The sequence below is a fragment of the Thiorhodovibrio frisius genome (assembly GCF_033954835.1).
GTDB classification, from domain to species: domain Bacteria; phylum Pseudomonadota; class Gammaproteobacteria; order Chromatiales; family Chromatiaceae; genus Thiorhodovibrio; species Thiorhodovibrio frisius.
In genome coordinates this window covers 5,311,877-5,326,242 of sequence record NZ_CP121471.1, presented here as the reverse complement: position 1 = coordinate 5,326,242, position 14,366 = coordinate 5,311,877, and the positions used below count along the sequence as shown (strand labels likewise).

The 14,366-nt window shown below is 62.7% G+C and carries 18 protein-coding genes and 1 pseudogene; 9 read left to right on the top strand and 10 right to left on the bottom strand.

Annotated features, from left to right (window positions below; genetic code table 11):
• The first annotated feature begins 101 nt into the window (after nucleotides 1-101).
• Both Thiofri_RS24200 and Thiofri_RS24195 read left to right on the top strand, forming a co-directional pair.
• Entirely contained in the window at nucleotides 102-299 is a 198-nt protein-coding gene (locus Thiofri_RS24200) for a CsbD family protein (RefSeq protein WP_009149281.1), read from the top strand.
• A gap of 197 nt (nucleotides 300-496) precedes the next feature.
• Nucleotides 497-1,084: a chemotaxis protein CheB gene (locus Thiofri_RS24195; RefSeq protein ID WP_009149279.1), complete on the top strand. Its 588-nt coding sequence runs from the start codon at nucleotides 497-499 to the stop codon at nucleotides 1,082-1,084.
• Nucleotides 1,085-1,241: 157 nt separating this feature from the next.
• On the opposite strand, the gene Thiofri_RS24190 is transcribed toward Thiofri_RS24195, so the two are convergent.
• Nucleotides 1,242-1,991 (bottom strand): MBL fold metallo-hydrolase, encoded by a 750-nt coding sequence (locus Thiofri_RS24190; protein WP_009149278.1) that lies wholly within the window; start codon nucleotides 1,989-1,991, stop codon nucleotides 1,242-1,244.
• Nucleotides 1,992-2,012: 21 nt separating this feature from the next.
• On the opposite strand from Thiofri_RS24190, the gene Thiofri_RS24925 reads away from it, so the two are divergent.
• Nucleotides 2,013-2,381, top strand: a complete 369-nt coding sequence (locus Thiofri_RS24925; RefSeq protein ID WP_390166155.1) for a CsbD family protein — start codon at nucleotides 2,013-2,015, stop codon at nucleotides 2,379-2,381.
• A gap of 133 nt (nucleotides 2,382-2,514) precedes the next feature.
• Complete coding sequence (locus tag Thiofri_RS24180; protein WP_009149274.1) at nucleotides 2,515-2,892, top strand: EF-hand domain-containing protein; 378 nt, start codon at nucleotides 2,515-2,517, stop codon at nucleotides 2,890-2,892.
• 127 nt (nucleotides 2,893-3,019) lie between these two features.
• On the opposite strand, the gene Thiofri_RS24175 is transcribed toward Thiofri_RS24180, so the two are convergent.
• On the bottom strand, nucleotides 3,020-3,178 hold the full coding sequence (locus Thiofri_RS24175; protein WP_323705755.1) for a hypothetical protein: 159 nt from the start codon (nucleotides 3,176-3,178) through the stop codon (nucleotides 3,020-3,022).
• A 38-nt stretch (nucleotides 3,179-3,216) separates the two neighbouring features.
• On the opposite strand from Thiofri_RS24175, the gene Thiofri_RS24170 reads away from it, so the two are divergent.
• Complete coding sequence (locus Thiofri_RS24170; RefSeq protein ID WP_323705754.1) at nucleotides 3,217-4,662, top strand: mechanosensitive ion channel family protein; 1,446 nt, start codon at nucleotides 3,217-3,219, stop codon at nucleotides 4,660-4,662.
• 151 nt (nucleotides 4,663-4,813) lie between these two features.
• Here the strand turns inward: Thiofri_RS24170 and Thiofri_RS24165 are convergent, their stop codons facing one another.
• From Thiofri_RS24165 to Thiofri_RS24150, 5 genes and pseudogenes are all read right to left on the bottom strand, one after another.
• Nucleotides 4,814-5,938, bottom strand: coding sequence for an ABC transporter permease (locus Thiofri_RS24165; protein ID WP_009149270.1), 1,125 nt, complete (start codon nucleotides 5,936-5,938; stop codon nucleotides 4,814-4,816).
• Between the two features lie 2 nt (nucleotides 5,939-5,940).
• Nucleotides 5,941-6,795, bottom strand: coding sequence for an ABC transporter permease (locus tag Thiofri_RS24980; protein ID WP_453888770.1), 855 nt, complete (start codon nucleotides 6,793-6,795; stop codon nucleotides 5,941-5,943).
• 107 nt (nucleotides 6,796-6,902) lie between these two features.
• Nucleotides 6,903-8,621 (bottom strand): annotated as a pseudogene (locus tag Thiofri_RS24975) (ATP-binding cassette domain-containing protein); the annotation flags it as partial.
• Between the two features lie 125 nt (nucleotides 8,622-8,746).
• Nucleotides 8,747-9,841 carry an HlyD family secretion protein gene (locus Thiofri_RS24155; protein ID WP_009149269.1) on the bottom strand — a complete coding sequence of 365 codons (1,095 nt, stop codon included), beginning with the start codon at nucleotides 9,839-9,841 and terminating at the stop codon, nucleotides 8,747-8,749.
• A 114-nt stretch (nucleotides 9,842-9,955) separates the two neighbouring features.
• Nucleotides 9,956-10,087, bottom strand: a complete 132-nt coding sequence (locus tag Thiofri_RS24150; RefSeq protein ID WP_390166150.1) for a hypothetical protein — start codon at nucleotides 10,085-10,087, stop codon at nucleotides 9,956-9,958.
• Between the two features lie 172 nt (nucleotides 10,088-10,259).
• Between Thiofri_RS24150 and Thiofri_RS24145 the strand changes: the two genes are divergently transcribed.
• Entirely contained in the window at nucleotides 10,260-11,441 is a 1,182-nt protein-coding gene (locus tag Thiofri_RS24145) for a Fic family protein (RefSeq protein ID WP_009149267.1), read from the top strand.
• A 60-nt stretch (nucleotides 11,442-11,501) separates the two neighbouring features.
• Here the strand turns inward: Thiofri_RS24145 and Thiofri_RS24140 are convergent, their stop codons facing one another.
• From Thiofri_RS24140 to Thiofri_RS24130, 3 genes are read right to left on the bottom strand one after another with little or no spacing between them, the layout of a single operon-like run.
• Nucleotides 11,502-12,743: a cation:proton antiporter gene (locus tag Thiofri_RS24140; RefSeq protein WP_009149266.1), complete on the bottom strand. Its 1,242-nt coding sequence runs from the start codon at nucleotides 12,741-12,743 to the stop codon at nucleotides 11,502-11,504.
• 22 nt (nucleotides 12,744-12,765) lie between these two features.
• Nucleotides 12,766-13,068, bottom strand: coding sequence for a HigA family addiction module antitoxin (locus Thiofri_RS24135; RefSeq protein WP_009149264.1), 303 nt, complete (start codon nucleotides 13,066-13,068; stop codon nucleotides 12,766-12,768).
• 12 nt (nucleotides 13,069-13,080) lie between these two features.
• Entirely contained in the window at nucleotides 13,081-13,359 is a 279-nt protein-coding gene (locus tag Thiofri_RS24130) for a type II toxin-antitoxin system RelE/ParE family toxin (RefSeq protein WP_009149263.1), read from the bottom strand.
• Between the two features lie 210 nt (nucleotides 13,360-13,569).
• Between Thiofri_RS24130 and Thiofri_RS24125 the strand changes: the two genes are divergently transcribed.
• Genes Thiofri_RS24125 through Thiofri_RS24915 form a run of 3 tightly spaced genes read left to right on the top strand, consistent with a single transcriptional unit; the run spans nucleotide 13,570 to nucleotide 14,272 of the window.
• Complete coding sequence (locus Thiofri_RS24125) at nucleotides 13,570-13,800, top strand: DUF433 domain-containing protein (protein WP_009149262.1); 231 nt, start codon at nucleotides 13,570-13,572, stop codon at nucleotides 13,798-13,800.
• Entirely contained in the window at nucleotides 13,797-14,078 is a 282-nt protein-coding gene (locus Thiofri_RS24920; RefSeq protein ID WP_223296741.1) for a DUF5615 family PIN-like protein, read from the top strand. Before Thiofri_RS24125 ends, Thiofri_RS24920 begins: the two co-directional genes overlap by 4 nt.
• Nucleotides 14,078-14,272: a hypothetical protein gene (locus Thiofri_RS24915; protein WP_223296740.1), complete on the top strand. Its 195-nt coding sequence runs from the start codon at nucleotides 14,078-14,080 to the stop codon at nucleotides 14,270-14,272. Before Thiofri_RS24920 ends, Thiofri_RS24915 begins: the two co-directional genes overlap by 1 nt.
• The last annotated feature ends 94 nt before the right edge of the window (nucleotides 14,273-14,366 follow it).

Here is a 14,366-nt window from a genome sequence, read left to right as displayed (position 1 = left end):
CCGAACCGACAGCCATCCATCGCAAGCGTATTGTTCTTCTCAGCGCTGGGAATCCCATTCCGCGCTCCAGTGATGGCTCAATTCATTGACAGGACAGACAGATGAACAAACAACAGGTCAAGGGCCGCTACGAAGAAGCCAAAGGCAAAGTGAAGGAAGTCGCCGGTCATGTCACAGGCAACGAAGATCTGGAACTCGAGGGAAGGCTCCAAAAAAACGCCGGCAAGGTCCAGGCTGGCATTGGTGATGCCAAGGAGGAGATCGAGGATGTCGCGGAGGAGATCAAGAAAGATATCTAGGAACGACGACGCATTGCCTTGCATCGCAACAGCTCCTGGCGAACCCATCGAGGAATGCTGGTTGCCAAGGGGTTGGACTTCTCCGGACGGCACTCAAGGGTGCCAGCGGGGGATATCGAAACTGGGCAGGGACGCCCTCAGGCTCAGGCACCGACCGAAACGCAAGAACAAGTATGACGCGAAACAGAGGGCTGCCGATGAACGCCAAGCCGACTGCGACCGATTTCCCGATCGTTTGTGTGGGCGGCTCGGCCGGTGGCCTCGATGCCTATCTCCGGTTACTCGAGCATTTACCACCTCACATGGGGGTGGCGATTGTGATCGTGAATCACCTGCGAACCGTCGCGACTCATCTCCACGAGATTCTTCCCGCCTACACCAAGATGCCGGTGGAACTGATCACGGAACGCTTGCTTATCCGGCCTAACCAGGTGTTTATCATCCCGGCGCAACGGGATTTGCATGTGCTCGACGGGGTTTTCCGTCTCCAGCCGATCTCGAAACCGCGCGGATGGCCCGATGTGATCACGGTCTTTCTGCGTTCCCTCACCGAGCACTGGAATGGCCAACTCATCGCGGTCATCGTCTCCGGCTTGGATGGCGATGGCGCTGAGGCGCTGTGCGAGATCAAAGCGGTCGGGGGGATCACCATCGCGCAAGCGCCCGACACCGCTGGGGAGTCAGCGATGCCGGAGAGCGCTATCGCGAGTGGGTGTATCGATTTAATCCTGTCGCCTGAAGACATCGCGCGGGAAATCATCCGTATTGCCAAGGCATCCGCATAGTCAAAACACCGATTTGCGGGCTAAACGATGCGGATGAGAGTACTCGATTACACTCGTCGGGGCCTTTTCGCCTTTGCGGTTTTAAGTGCCGAATTTAGGATGATGACCCAGAGATCGCGTGATCGACGAGGATCCGCGCGCTTCCTCAAGGCGTGCCTCAACCCTGTCGACTGTCACTCATCTGCTTGCAATACCGCTGGAGATCCTCCGGTACGTCGGCGGGACAGACGCCGCATTCCCGGTTTCCTGGCACCGCATAGTCAATGAAGGTCGGATAGGACAGATCCAGCTCACCCATGAGCGCGACGAAGTCCGCGAGCGAGCGCTCACCACCGAGGCGCGGGTTGCGGGCCTTCTCCTGTGCGATGCTCGACACCCGCCGCCCCTCGTAATCATGGGCCGGATACACCAGTGTTTCATCGGGCTGTGAAAACAGTGTTTCGCGCACGCTTCGATACAGCGCGGGCGCGTCGCCATTCTGGAAGTCGGTGCGACCACAGCCGTCGATCAGGAGCGCATCGCCGGTCAAGACGCGGTCGCCGACGCGATAGGCGTGATGGCCGTCGGTGTGTCCGGGGGTGAAGAGCGGGTCGATCCGGAGGCTGCCAACCGCCAGCGGTGTGCCTTCCTGCACCGGCTCGTCGGTACAGGGCAGCGCGTCGATGGCGGGATGTGCGATCCGGCTCCCGGACTCGCGCTTGAGGGTGCTTGCCGCCGTGATGTGATCGGCGTGGATGTGGGTGTCGAGCGTGTAGACCAGCTTCAGCCCAAGCTCGGCGATGGCCGCGAGATCGCGCGACCAGGTGGGCAGCACCGGATCGATCAGGATCGCCTGACCGGTCTCCTCGCAGCCGAGCAGATAGGTATAGGTGCTGGAAATCGGCTCGAACAATTGTTTGAACAGCATGTCATTCTCCGGTGGGCGTCGTTGAAAGATCACTCCATTGAGAGCTTGACCGAAGTGTCCAGGGGATGTCAGTTCGGTAGCGCACAAAAAAAGCTTTTGTCTATGTGTGCTGCCGAACCGACGGCGAGCCCTCGCGCGCGTATTTTTTCCTTCAGCGCAGGAAATCCCATTCCGCGCTGGGGTGATCACTCAATTCATTCACAGGATAGACAGATGAACAAGCAACAGGTCAAAGGTCGCTACGAAGAAGCCAAAGGCAAAGCGAAGGATGTCGCCGGTCATGCCGTCGGCAACGAAAAGCTGGAAGTGGAGGGAAAGATCCAAAAGAAGGCAGGCAAAGCCCAGGCAGGTATTGGTGATGCCAAGGCAAAGATCAAGAAAGGCAGCTAAGACGACTGTCGTTGTGGTGAGGCGGCGTGTCCAGAAAGACTGGGACGGCACAGTTGCAACGAACGACTCACAAAGACCTTCATTACAATTGAGCGCACCGCGCCAATCCTGACCAGCCCTAGGAGATAGAACGATGAGACACCAAAACCGAACCTTATCTATGAGCTTTGCCCTGACCCTTGCTGGCGTGGGGCTGTCCGGAGCCTTGCTGGCCCAGTCCCCGCCCGGCCCCATGACGTTCGCTAGCTGTGACAAGAACGGCGACGGGGCCATCACCGAGCAGGAGTTCACAACAGCCCATGAGGAGCGCATGGCGGAGCGTTCCGCGCAGGGCATGCCTATGCGGAATGCCGCCAATCCGCCGACCTTTGCGGACTTCGATCAAAACGCTGATGGCGAGTTGACCCCCGAGGAGTTTGAGGCCGGACAACAGGCTCAGAGGCAGAGCCGTCCGGGGATGGGAATGGGAACCGGGATGGGGTCAGAGGCTGCATCAGGCGCGGGCAAGTAAGTCGATTAAGGCCGTGCCATCAGGGGCAGGTCATGCCCTTTTGGAATGGCCCTCGGTCGACTGATTTTCTCAACCATCTCTGCAAATACATGGAGAGAGTGACAACCAGGCAGGGACGCCAATCGGGTCAGGTGTCTACTGAGCCAAGATCAAAAACACCATCAAAGGGGCGCACCTGATGCAGTTGGTCCAGGACAAGCTGATCGAGCAGCGGCACTTCATCGCCAAACATGGCAGGGATCTGCTGGAGATCCGCAACTGGATGTGGCGGCGATGACGTCGCCATGGCCCTGCTGCGCGATGAGGTTATGCCTGCGGGCGGCATTGCTCGGAGCCATGTTTTGCTGGGGCATCGCTTCGGTCATGGCGCAGGAGTCGGTCGGCACGGGAAACGAGCCGCACAAACCCATCAGCTCCGCAACAGAAGAGCTTTCGCTCGCACCCGCGAAGGTGGATGTCAAACCCGTCGCGCAAGATGAAGAGATCCGCAAGCGACTCCAAACCGTGCTGGATGCTACCGACTGGTTCACCGACCCGCAGGTCCGGGTCCAGGAAGGTGTCGTCTTTCTCAGCGGTCAGGTGGAGTCCGATGAGCTGAGAACCTGGGCTGGGGATCTTTCGCGCAATACGCAGGACGTCGTCGCCGTCGCCAACCGGATTGAGGTGCCCCAACCGTCGGCTTGGGATTTCCGCCAGACATCGAGCGGTATCTCCGCGCTCTGGCGCGACTTCATCCGCGCGATGCCGTTCTTTCTTTTCGGACTGCTCATCCTGGTACTGTCGGTGGTGACCGCGCTGTTGGCGACACGAGGCGTCCGCGCATTACTCCGCCAAAGGGTTCGGACGAAACTCCTGCAGACGGTGATTGCGCGTGCGGCAGGCGGGTTCGTTGTCCTCTGTGGCGTCTATCTCATTCTCAGGGTCTCAGGCCTGACGCAACTGGCCTTGACGCTGGTCGGAGGCACCGGTCTGATCGGCCTGGTCCTGGGTATCGCCTTCCGCGATATCACCGAGAACTTTCTGTCCAGCATCTTCCTGAGCATTCAGCGGCCATTCGAGACCGGCGACCTGGTCGAGATCGCCGGCGTGACCGGTTATGTGCAGCAGTTGAACATGCGCACCACCATCTTGATGACCCTCGACGGCAACCTCGCGCAGATCCCCAATGCGACCGTTTACAAGAGCATTCTCAGCAACTTCACGACCAACGCCAACCGGCGCGAGGACTTTGTCGTCGGCATCGGCTACGACGATGCGATCAACGAGGCCCAGGAGATTGCGCGCAAGGTGCTGGCCGACCACCCAGCCGTGCTGAACGACCCGGAGCCCTCGGTCCTGGCGGACAGCCTCGGCAGCGCAACGGTGAATCTGCGTGTCTACTTTTGGCTCAACGGGCGCGAGCACAGCTGGCTGAAGGTGCGCTCTTCGGTCATCCGACTGGTGAAGCTCGCCTTTCAGAATCACGGCATCGAGATGCCGGACGAGGCCCGAGAAGTCGTCTTCCCTCAAGGCGTTCCCGTGAGCATGCTCGCCGAGAAACCAGCAGCGAACGCGCAAAGTGCGGTACCGGCAAAGCCGTTCCCCGCCGCATCGAGGCACCAAGACCTCGAAGTCGTGTCGACGAAGGCGGAAGCAGGTTTGTACAGCGAGTCGAGCGTCATCGAGGAGCAGGCACGGGAGGCAAGACCCTTGAAGGAAGGCGAGAATCTCTTGCCTGCGGCGTCCGCCACTGCTGCCTTCGAGGAACACACGAAAGAAACAAGGCCATAGCGCAGGGGGCTGCCGAGTCTTGCGGTAGTCACGCGACCATGCCAAAGGGCTGTTGAAGCACCTGCGCTAACGTCGATTCCAGTTCGTCTTCTTCCGCCGCATCATCGTCGATGATGTTGCCGGTGATGCGGATCTTACGCGCCCCTCCACATCATGCCATCTGACTAATGGTCCTGCGAAAGCGATTGAGCGCAATGGTGAAGAGCACCGCGCCGATCAGGCCTAGTGTGAGGAACTGCGGCCAGACGACGGCAAGGCCGGCGCCGCGGAACAGGATGGCCTGGCTGGCTGCGACGAAGTGGGTAGTGGGGGCGGCGAGCATCAGGTTTTGCACCAGCTCCGGCATGCTCTCGCGCGGGGTCGAGTTACCCGAGAGCAATTGCAGCGGCAGCAGGACCAGCACCGCGAGCATGCCGAACTGCGGCATCGAGCGCGCCAGCGTGGCCATGAAGATGGCCATCGACGTCGTGGCGAAGAGATGCAGCCCGGCGGCGACCAGGAACAGCGCCAGCGAGCCCGCGATCGGCACCCGAAGGATGCCCTGCACGACGAACACCAGCGCAATGGTCGCGGCCAGCAGCACCACCAGGCCCATCGACCAAACCTTCGACAGCATGATCTCGGCGGGCGTCACCGGCATGGCCAGCAGGTGATCGATGGTGCCGTGCTCGCGCTCGCGGATGAGTGCCGCGCCGGTCAGGATGACCGACAGCATGGTGACGTTGTTGATGATCTCCATCAGGGCACCGAACCAGGACTGCTCCAGGTTGGGATTGAAGCGTGCGCGCAGGGCCAGCTCCACCGGCCATTCGGGGCTGGCGCGGTAACGCTGGACGAATTCGCTGACCTCGCCCAACACCATCTGCTGAACATAGCTGCTGCCGGTGAAGGCCTGGCTCATGCGCGTGGCATCGACGTTGAGCTGGATCGCTGGCGAGCGACCGGCCAGCACATCGCGCTGGAAGTCGGGTGGAATGTCCAGCACAAAGGTGTAGTCCCCGGCATCCATGCCGGCATCGATGCGGTTCAGCGGGATCATCGCAGGGGGATTGAAGCGCGGCGGGTAGAAGGCGGTGGCGATGCGGATCGAGAGCGGCGAGGCATCCTCATCGACAATCGCAATCGGCGCCTTGTGCAGGGTCTCCGGCATCGCTGTGGCCGCAACATAGATCGACACGGTGAAGGTGTAGGCAATCAGCACCAGCATCATCGGGTCGCGCGCCAGGCTCCACAGCTCCTTGATCCCCAGGCGGTAAATCGTCGCGGCATGCGACATGTTCAGGTCTCCTGCTTCTTCAACAGGAGGATCGACAGCCCCAGGATCACCGGCACGGCCAGTACCAGCGGCCAGAACGCGGGTTCGAGGCCGACGAAATCCAACCCCTTGTTGAAGACGCCGCGGCTGATGGTCAGAAAGTAGGTGGCCGGGTAGACCTGACCGATGAGATAGCCCACCCCTTCGAGCGAGGACACCGGGTTGAGCATCCCGGCGAACTGCACGGCTGGGATGATGGTCCCGATCATGGCCACGAACATCGCCGCGATCTGGCTGCGGGTAAAGGTAGATGCGAACAGGCCGAAGCCGGTCGAGAAGATCACGAAGAGCAGCGCCCCCGCCGTCAGTGCCAGCAGGCTGCCCTTGACCGGCACACCGAAGACCGTAACTGCCAACAGCGTCATCAGGGCGAAGTTCAGCATCGCCAGCACCACATAGGGCAACTGCTTGCCGAGCAGGAACTCGCTGCGGGTGACCGGGGTGACGTAGAGATTGATGATCGAGCCGAGTTCTTTCTCGCGCACCACCGACAGCGCGGTCAGCATCGCCGGGATCATCAGCAAGAGCATCGGGATGACCGCTGGCACCATCGCCGGCAGGCTCCTAACGTCTGGGTTGTAGCGAAAGCGCGTTGCGATCGTTGCCGGGCCGGCTGCTGCGTCCTGACCGAGCCGGTGCGTCGCCTGGTCTTGCAGCCAGCCCTGGTGCATGCCCAGCACATAGCCGCGCACGGTCTCGGCGCGCACCGGCATGGCGCCGTCCACCCAGGCGCCGATCTGCACCTGATGCCCGCGCGCCAGGTCGCGGGCGAAGCCCTGTGGGATCTCGATCGCCAGCGCGAGCTCGCCAGCGCGCATGCGCCGGTCCAGGTCCGCGTCATCTGTGATCGGCGCATGTTCGATAAAGTAGCGCGAGCCGCCAGGTTCAGCGCGTAGTTGCGGCTCAACCCGGTCTGGTCCCGGTCGAGCACCGCGTAGCTGAGGTCCTCCACATCTAGGCTGATCCCGTAGCCGAAGACAAACATCAGGATGGCCGTGCCCAGCAGCGCCATGGTGGCGCGCATTGGGTCGCGTTGCAGTTCGAGGGTCTCGCGCAGGCTGTAGCTCCACGCGCGGCCCAGACTGAAGGGGAACCCCTGCTTGGGCGGGGCGCTCGGCACGACGGGGGGCGGCGCCTGCGCCGTGTCCTCGGAAGGTGCCGCGCCGGACGCGCCGGCATCTTCCAGATAGCCGATAAAGGCCTGTTCGAGTGTGTCAGCGCCGCGTTGGTCCACCAGTTCAGCGGGGACACCGGTGACGAGCACGCGCCCGGCGTGCATCAGCGCGATGCGGTCGCAACGCCCGGCCTCGTTCATGAAGTGGGTGGAGATAAAGATGGTGACCTGATCGTTGCGGGCCAGATCGATCATCAATTGCCACAGGCTATCGCGCGCTATCGGGTCCACGCCCGAGGTCGGCTCGTCCAGGATCAGCAGTTCCGGTCGATGCACCATGGCAACCGCCAGCGACAGGCGCTGGCGGATACCCAGCGGCAGCCGGTCGGGCATTGCGTCCACCGACGCCTCCAGGCCGAAGCGGCGAATCATATCCGCCACCCGCGCCGGGATAGTGCCCGGCGGCAGTTGGAACAGACGCGCGTGCAGCACCAGATTCTGGCGCACCGTCAGCTCGGAGTAGAGCGAGAAGCTCTGCGACATATAGCCCACGCGCCGGCGAGTGGCGATGTCCTTGGGGTCGACCGGGGCGCCGAACAGGGACGCACTGCCCTCGCTGGCCGGCAGCAGGCCGGTCAGCATCTTCATGGTGGTGGACTTGCCGCAGCCGTTGGAGCCGATGAAGCCGAAGATCTCGCCCTGGCGGATGGCAAGATTGACATGATCGACCGCGGTGAAATCACCGAAGCGCTTGGTCAGATCCTTGGCCGCGATGGCGATCTCGGTCTGATCGCAAGCGACCAGCGGCGGGATGGTGACCGCCTGGTGGCCCTTTTGCAGGGCTTCCGGCAGCAGTGCGATGAAGGCGGCATCGAGCGAGTCGGTCCCGGTGCGCTCAAGCAGCTCGGCCGGCGTGCCAGTGGCCAGCACGCGGCCGGCGTTCATCGCCACCAGCCAGTCGAAGCCTTGTGCCTCGTCCATGTAGGCGGTGGCAACGATCACGCTCATGCCGGGCCGCCCGGTGCGGATGCGCGCGATCAGGTCCCAGAACTGGGCGCGGGCGAGCGGGTCCACGCCGGTGGTCGGCTCATCCAGGATCAACAGGTCCGGGTCGTGGATCAGCGCGCAACAGAGGGCGAGCTTCTGTTTCATGCCGCCGGAGAGCTTGCCGGCCGGGCGCGCCAGAAAGGGGGTCAGGCCGGTGTCGCGGGTGAGTTCGTCGATGCGGCGACGGCGCTCGGCGGCCTGGTGGCCGAACAGCCGGCCGAAGAACTGCAGGTTCTCCTCCACCGACAGGGTCGGATAGAGGTTTTTTCCCAGGCCCTGGGGCATGTAAGCGATATGCGGACAGACGCGGCGGCGATGACGGCGGCTGCCCATGTCACCGCCCAGGGCCTGCACCCTACCCTGCTGAACGGCACGCGCCCCGGCGAGCAGCGCCAGGAGGCTCGATTTGCCCACGCCGTCCGGGCCGAGCAGTCCGACTATGCGCCCGGCGGGGATGTCGAGCTTGATGTCGGCCAGCGCCACGACCTTGCCGTAACGCAGACTGACGTCGACCAGACTGGCCACTGGTTCGAGCGCATCCCGTCCCGGTTGATCGATCAGGGGCAGCACGGGCGGACTTGCGCTCAGTCTGGTGCTCAATCCGGCACTCAATCCGGAACCTTGATCGCCAGATCAGCCGGCCACGCCGCCTGCGTGTCGAGCTTGAGCCAGGCCATGCCGGGCAGGCCGGTCTTGACCAGCTTCAAATGACGTTGCAGCAGCGCAGGGTCGATCTGCGCCTTGACGCGGAACATCAGCTTCTGCCGCTCGCTGGCCGTCTCCACCGTCTTGGGCGTGAACTGGGCGGTGCTGGCGACATAGGACACCCGCGCCGGAATCAGATACTGCGGCGCGGCATCGAGCACGATATGCACCTCGCTGCCCAGCGCTACCCGACCGACCACCGTCTCGGGCAGGAAGAAAGTCATATAGACATCGCTCAAGTCGACCAGGTTGAGCACCTTGCCGCCGCTGGCCAGCACCTCGCCCGGCTGCGCGATGCGGTACTGCACGCGCCCGGCGCGCGGGGACTTGAGCAGACTGTCCTCGATATCGGCCTCGACGCGGGCAACCGTCGCCTCGCTCGCCTCGACGCCGGAATTGGCGCCGACGACCGCGGCCTGCGCGGCCGTGATCGCCGCCTGGGTGGCGGTCACCTGGGCCTCCGCACCGGCCAGCGTGGCCTCGGCGCCATGCACGCTGGCGCGGTCATCATCGAGCACCTGGCGGGTCGTCATCCCCGTCCCGGACAGCGTCTCGGAACGCGCATAGCGCCGCTGCGCCGCATCCAGTTCGCTCTCGCGCTGCCCCACCAGGGCCTGCGCAGCGAGCGTATCGCTCTCGCGCACGGCAACCTGCGCCTTGGCGCTGGCGACGGCGGTAACGGCCTGACGGGACAGTGCCATGGCCTCGTCATGTTGCGCGTCGAGCACCGCGATGCGCATCTGCGCCAGCGGCTGGCCCACCTCCACGAAATCGCCCTCGTTGACCATGATCTCCTGCACCCGCCCGGCGAGCTTGGTGGCGACGTCGATCTCGGTGGCCTCGATGCGACCGTTGCCCTTGACGAAGCCGACCCCTGGGCCAGAAGGCTGCAAGGCCACCCAGGCGAAGACGGTGATCGCCGCGAGAGCGGCCACGGCGCCCGCTAAGAGCAGCCGCTTTTTGATGTTGGGCGAAGCGATGGATGGTGTGTCAGTCATCCGTCGAGCGTACCGCGCGCAGGGCATCGCGTCCGTGCGGTGGCGAACATTGCGATGACCGGCGTCGCTTCATTAGCAGCGGATCGATCGCCGACCCCGGCAGGAGTCGCGAGATCAAGAAAAGTGAGTCGCGGGTGCGACGAGCATCAGGTTCTGCACCTGCTCCGGCATGCTCGCGCGCGCGGTCGCGTTGCCTGAGAGCAACGGAAGCAGAATCAGCAACGCGAGCATGCCGAACTGCGGCATCGGGCGCGCCCGCATAGCTATCAAGATGCCAGTGGCAGCGATAAGCGTGAGGCGCGCTCGACAGGTTGCGCCCGTCGTATCGCTCCCTATTTAAGAGCGCTTACTTTAGCTTGCCTCCTATTTAAGCCAAGTGGTCATTGCTTAAATAGGGTCGGGGCGTTATGTTGGGGGCATGGCTGAACCTCCGCCCAATTCCCGGCTAGGCCGCTTTGTCGAAACGCCCATTGCGGGCGAGATGGTGCGCGCCTTTGTGCCGCCGCCCTTGCCGCCGGAACCGTCGATCGACGTGCTGGCCCTGCTGGAACAGCTGAGTTTGGCAGAACGTGCCTTGGGGCGTCTGGACGGTATCACCATGTTGCTCCCGCGCGAAGAATTATTCCTCTACATGTATGTACGGAAGGAAGCCGTCCTCTCGTCGCAGATCGAAGGCACGCAATCGACCCTTTCGGACTTGCTCCGCTTCGAGACCGAGGCGCGAGCCGGGCAGCCTATCGACGACATTCGCGAAGTCTCGAACTACGTCGATGCCATGATCTATGGCCTGGAGAGGCTGGAAGATCTGCCCCTGTCATTACGTCTTATCCGCGAGATGCACGCGCGGCTGCTGCAAAGCGGGCGTGGCGGTACGAAGAACCCCGGCGAGTTTCGGCGTTCGCAGAACTGGATTGGCGGCACACGTCCGGGCAACGCGCTTTTCGTGCCACCACCGCCGACCGAGATGGATGCCTGTCTTGATGCGCTTGAGCGCTTCATGCACGAGGATGGCTCGCGCCTGCCCGCCCTGATCAAGGCCGGCCTGCTGCACGTTCAGTTCGAGACCATTCATCCGTTTTTGGATGGCAACGGGAGGATCGGTCGTTTGCTGGTCACGCTCTATCTCTGCGTCAACGGCGTGCTGCGCAAGCCGCTGCTCTATCTAAGCCTTTACCTCAAGACCCATCGCGCCGACTACTACCGCCTGCTTCAGGAAGTGCGCGAGCATGGCGCGTGGGAAGCCTGGCTCAACTTCTTCCTCACGGGCGTCGCGGATACCGCCAATCAAGCGTTCAACGCCGCCACCCGGATCATCGATCTGTTTAAGGAAGACCGCGAACGCATCACAGCGGAGAGCGATCGGGCGGGCTCGGCACTGCGAATTCACGATTTGTTTCAGCAGAACCCCTATCTGACGGCCAACCAACTCGTCCAACAAACCGGGCTTTCGGCCCCCACGGTCAATGCGGCGCTCGCCGGTCTGGAACGCTCCGGCATTGTCGAGGAGGTCACCGGCCGAAAACGGGGCCGCGTTTTCAGTTACCGGGGGTATCTCGCAATCCTCAGCGAGGGCACCGACCCGCTCCCCACTGCCGCTTGACGGAAGCAAGCCATGGGTGGCGGACAAGCGCAGCAGATTCAAGCAGATGAGTCCTGTATGTCAGTGCTGTTGAGTCACGGCCTTGCGCACCACCCAGCCGATGGTCAGCCCCTGGCAGAGGATGGAGAACACGACGATGCAATAGGTCAGCGTGAGCACGATGTCGCGCTCGGAGCCCAGTGGCAGCGATAGGGCCAGTGCCACCGAGATGCCGCCGCGCAGGCCGCCCCAGGTCAGTACCCACCCGGAGCCCTTGGGCAGCCGGAACACACCCGGCAGCATGGCCACCGGCAGGCCAACTGTAAGTGCGCGCGCCGCCAGGGTGACGCTCATGGCCAAGACTGCGGCGACCAGGGTGCTCGCCGAGAAGGTCACCAGCATAATCTCCAGGCCGATCAGCACAAAGAGCACGGCATTCAGAATCTCGTCGATCAACTCCCAGAACAGATCGACATAGTGTCGCGTGGTGTCAGACATCGCCAGCCGGCGCCCGCCGTTGCCGATGATCAGCCCGGCCACCACCATCGCCAGCGGCCCCGACACATGCAGCCGACTGGCAAGCGCGTAGCCGCCGGTGACTGCGGCCAGGGTCAGCAACACCTCGACCTGATAGCTGTCCACGCTCTTGAGCGCCCGAAAGGTGATGTAGCCGAGCGCCAGCCCGAACAGCAAACCGCCGCCTGCTTCATGCAGCAGCATCAGCAGACCTTCGCCCACGGACGGCATGGCGCCGCTCGCCAGCATGCCCAGCAACAGCGAGAAGATCACGACGCCGACGCCGTCGTTGAACAGCGATTCGCCCGCGATCACCAACTCCAGCCTTTTCGGCGCGCCCGCGGTCTTGAGGATACCCATCACCGCGATCGGGTCGGTTGGCGAGATCAGGGCACCGAATAACAGGCAGAACACCAACGGCAGCTCCAGCCCGACCCAGGACAGCGCGAACCAGGTCCCGAAGCCCACTGCCAGCGTAGATAGCGTGGTGGACAGCACTGCCAGCAGCCCTACCTGCCAGCGGTAGGCCCGCAGCTCGCTCAAGTCGACGTGCAAGGCCCCGGCGAACAGCAGCAGCGACAACATGCCCTGCATCAGGACATTGGAGAAGTCGATCGAGCGCAGCAGCGACTCCTCATACTGCCGCAGCCCGAAGTCGATACCGGCCAAGTCCAGCCCAATAAGGGCCAGGGACAACAGCAGCGCGGCCGCCATGACCCCGATGGTGATCGGCAGACCGATGAAGCGCTGGTTCAGGTACGCCAGCAGGGCGGTCAGGACGAGGAAGACAGAAGCAATTTCGAACATTTCGACCCCTTCGGCATCACCGCTAGGCTGCGCGCGGACTGACCTCGCTGGCGATCACCGCCCCGCGATCCCGCTCGGCCACCTTTAGGTCATAGCTGGCCTGGAGGTTCAGCCAAGATTGTGCATCGCCGCCAAAGTAGTGTGACAGACGCAATGCCGTATCCGGCGTCACGGCCCGCCGCTCCTTGATGATCTCATGTAGACGGGTAGCCGGTACGCGCAGGCACTGCGCCACCGCGTTGACGCTCAGATTCAAGGGTACCAAGAAATCTTCGCGCAGGATTTCGCCCGGATGGACCGGACGCATGTCATTCACTGCTGACATGGAATAGCCTCCTTAGTGGAAATCGACGATCTCGACCGCGTGTGCATCGCCGTTGTGCCAAGCGAAGCAAAGTCGCCATTGTGCGTTGATCCGGATACTGTAGCAGCCGGCCCGGTCGCCGCTCAGGACTTCCAGGCGGTTGCCCGGCGGGCGTCGCGCGCCCGGCGTCACGCGATCACGATCAACAGGGGGCGAAAACGCATGAACACCACACGGGCATTGCATCACCTGCACTTCGGCTTCGATGCGGCCCATGTGGTCGCTACGGCCTGGCAGCAGTTCGCCCGGCATGGCCCGAAGGCGCCCGCTTGAGCACCCGCATCAGTCCACTCGCCGGCCAACCGGTGCTGACATCGCTGCTCATCGACGTCGACCAACTCGTGGCGGCGTATTTTTTGGAGCCCGCGTAGGTTGGGGTGAGGAACGAACCCCAAAACTTCCCGCTTGCAGTCGATGAGTGGTAAGTTTGCGAAAAAACCACCTTTTAGCGAGACCCAATCCATGAGCGATCAGCGACTCGCGCGCATTACGCTTGAACCCGGCAAGTGTGGCGGAAGCCCTTGTATCCGCGGATACCGCCTGCGCGTCAGTGACATCCTGAGCCTCCTCGGTTCCGGCGCCTCCCTCAGCGAGATTCTGGAAGATTACACGTTTCTGGAAGAAGAGGATATTTTTGCGGCCCTCGAATACGCTGCCGTTCAGTTGAGCCACCCAGTTCTGATCGCAGCATGAACCTGCTGGTGGATAACCAGTTGCCGGCAGCGCTGGCGCGGTATTTGGTAGACCATGGATTCGCCTGTCGTCATGTCTTGGACCTCGGCATGGAGGCGAGCGATGATCGTGAGATTTGGCAATTGGCGAAGGACGAGCAATTGGTGATCGTCACGAAGGACGAGGATTTCGCCCTGATGGCGGATCGCGAGGGCGAGGTCCAGTCCGAATCGTCTTCTGACTCCTCGTCGCGCTCTCGCTTGCGCTCCTCAAGCGCCTTGACCGACTGCTCCACTTGATGCCGCACTTCATTGATCAGGTCGGCGGCGGCGGAATCGACGCCCATTGCTTCTGCGCAATCAAGCAGGCCGAGCAGCTTCTTGAAATGACTGTCGGGCTCTTCGTCCAAGTCAGCGTCTGCGGCGATCTCATCAATGCGGTCGTCGAGCGATGGCAAAACGGTAGTCCGCAGCGCCAGACCCAGGCCGACTAGGCGTAACGGCGGTATCAGCGCGAGCATGTCCTCTTGGTCGAAGAAGGACACATCGAGATCGCTGCACGCAGCGGATTCGAGATTGTCCGCAGCC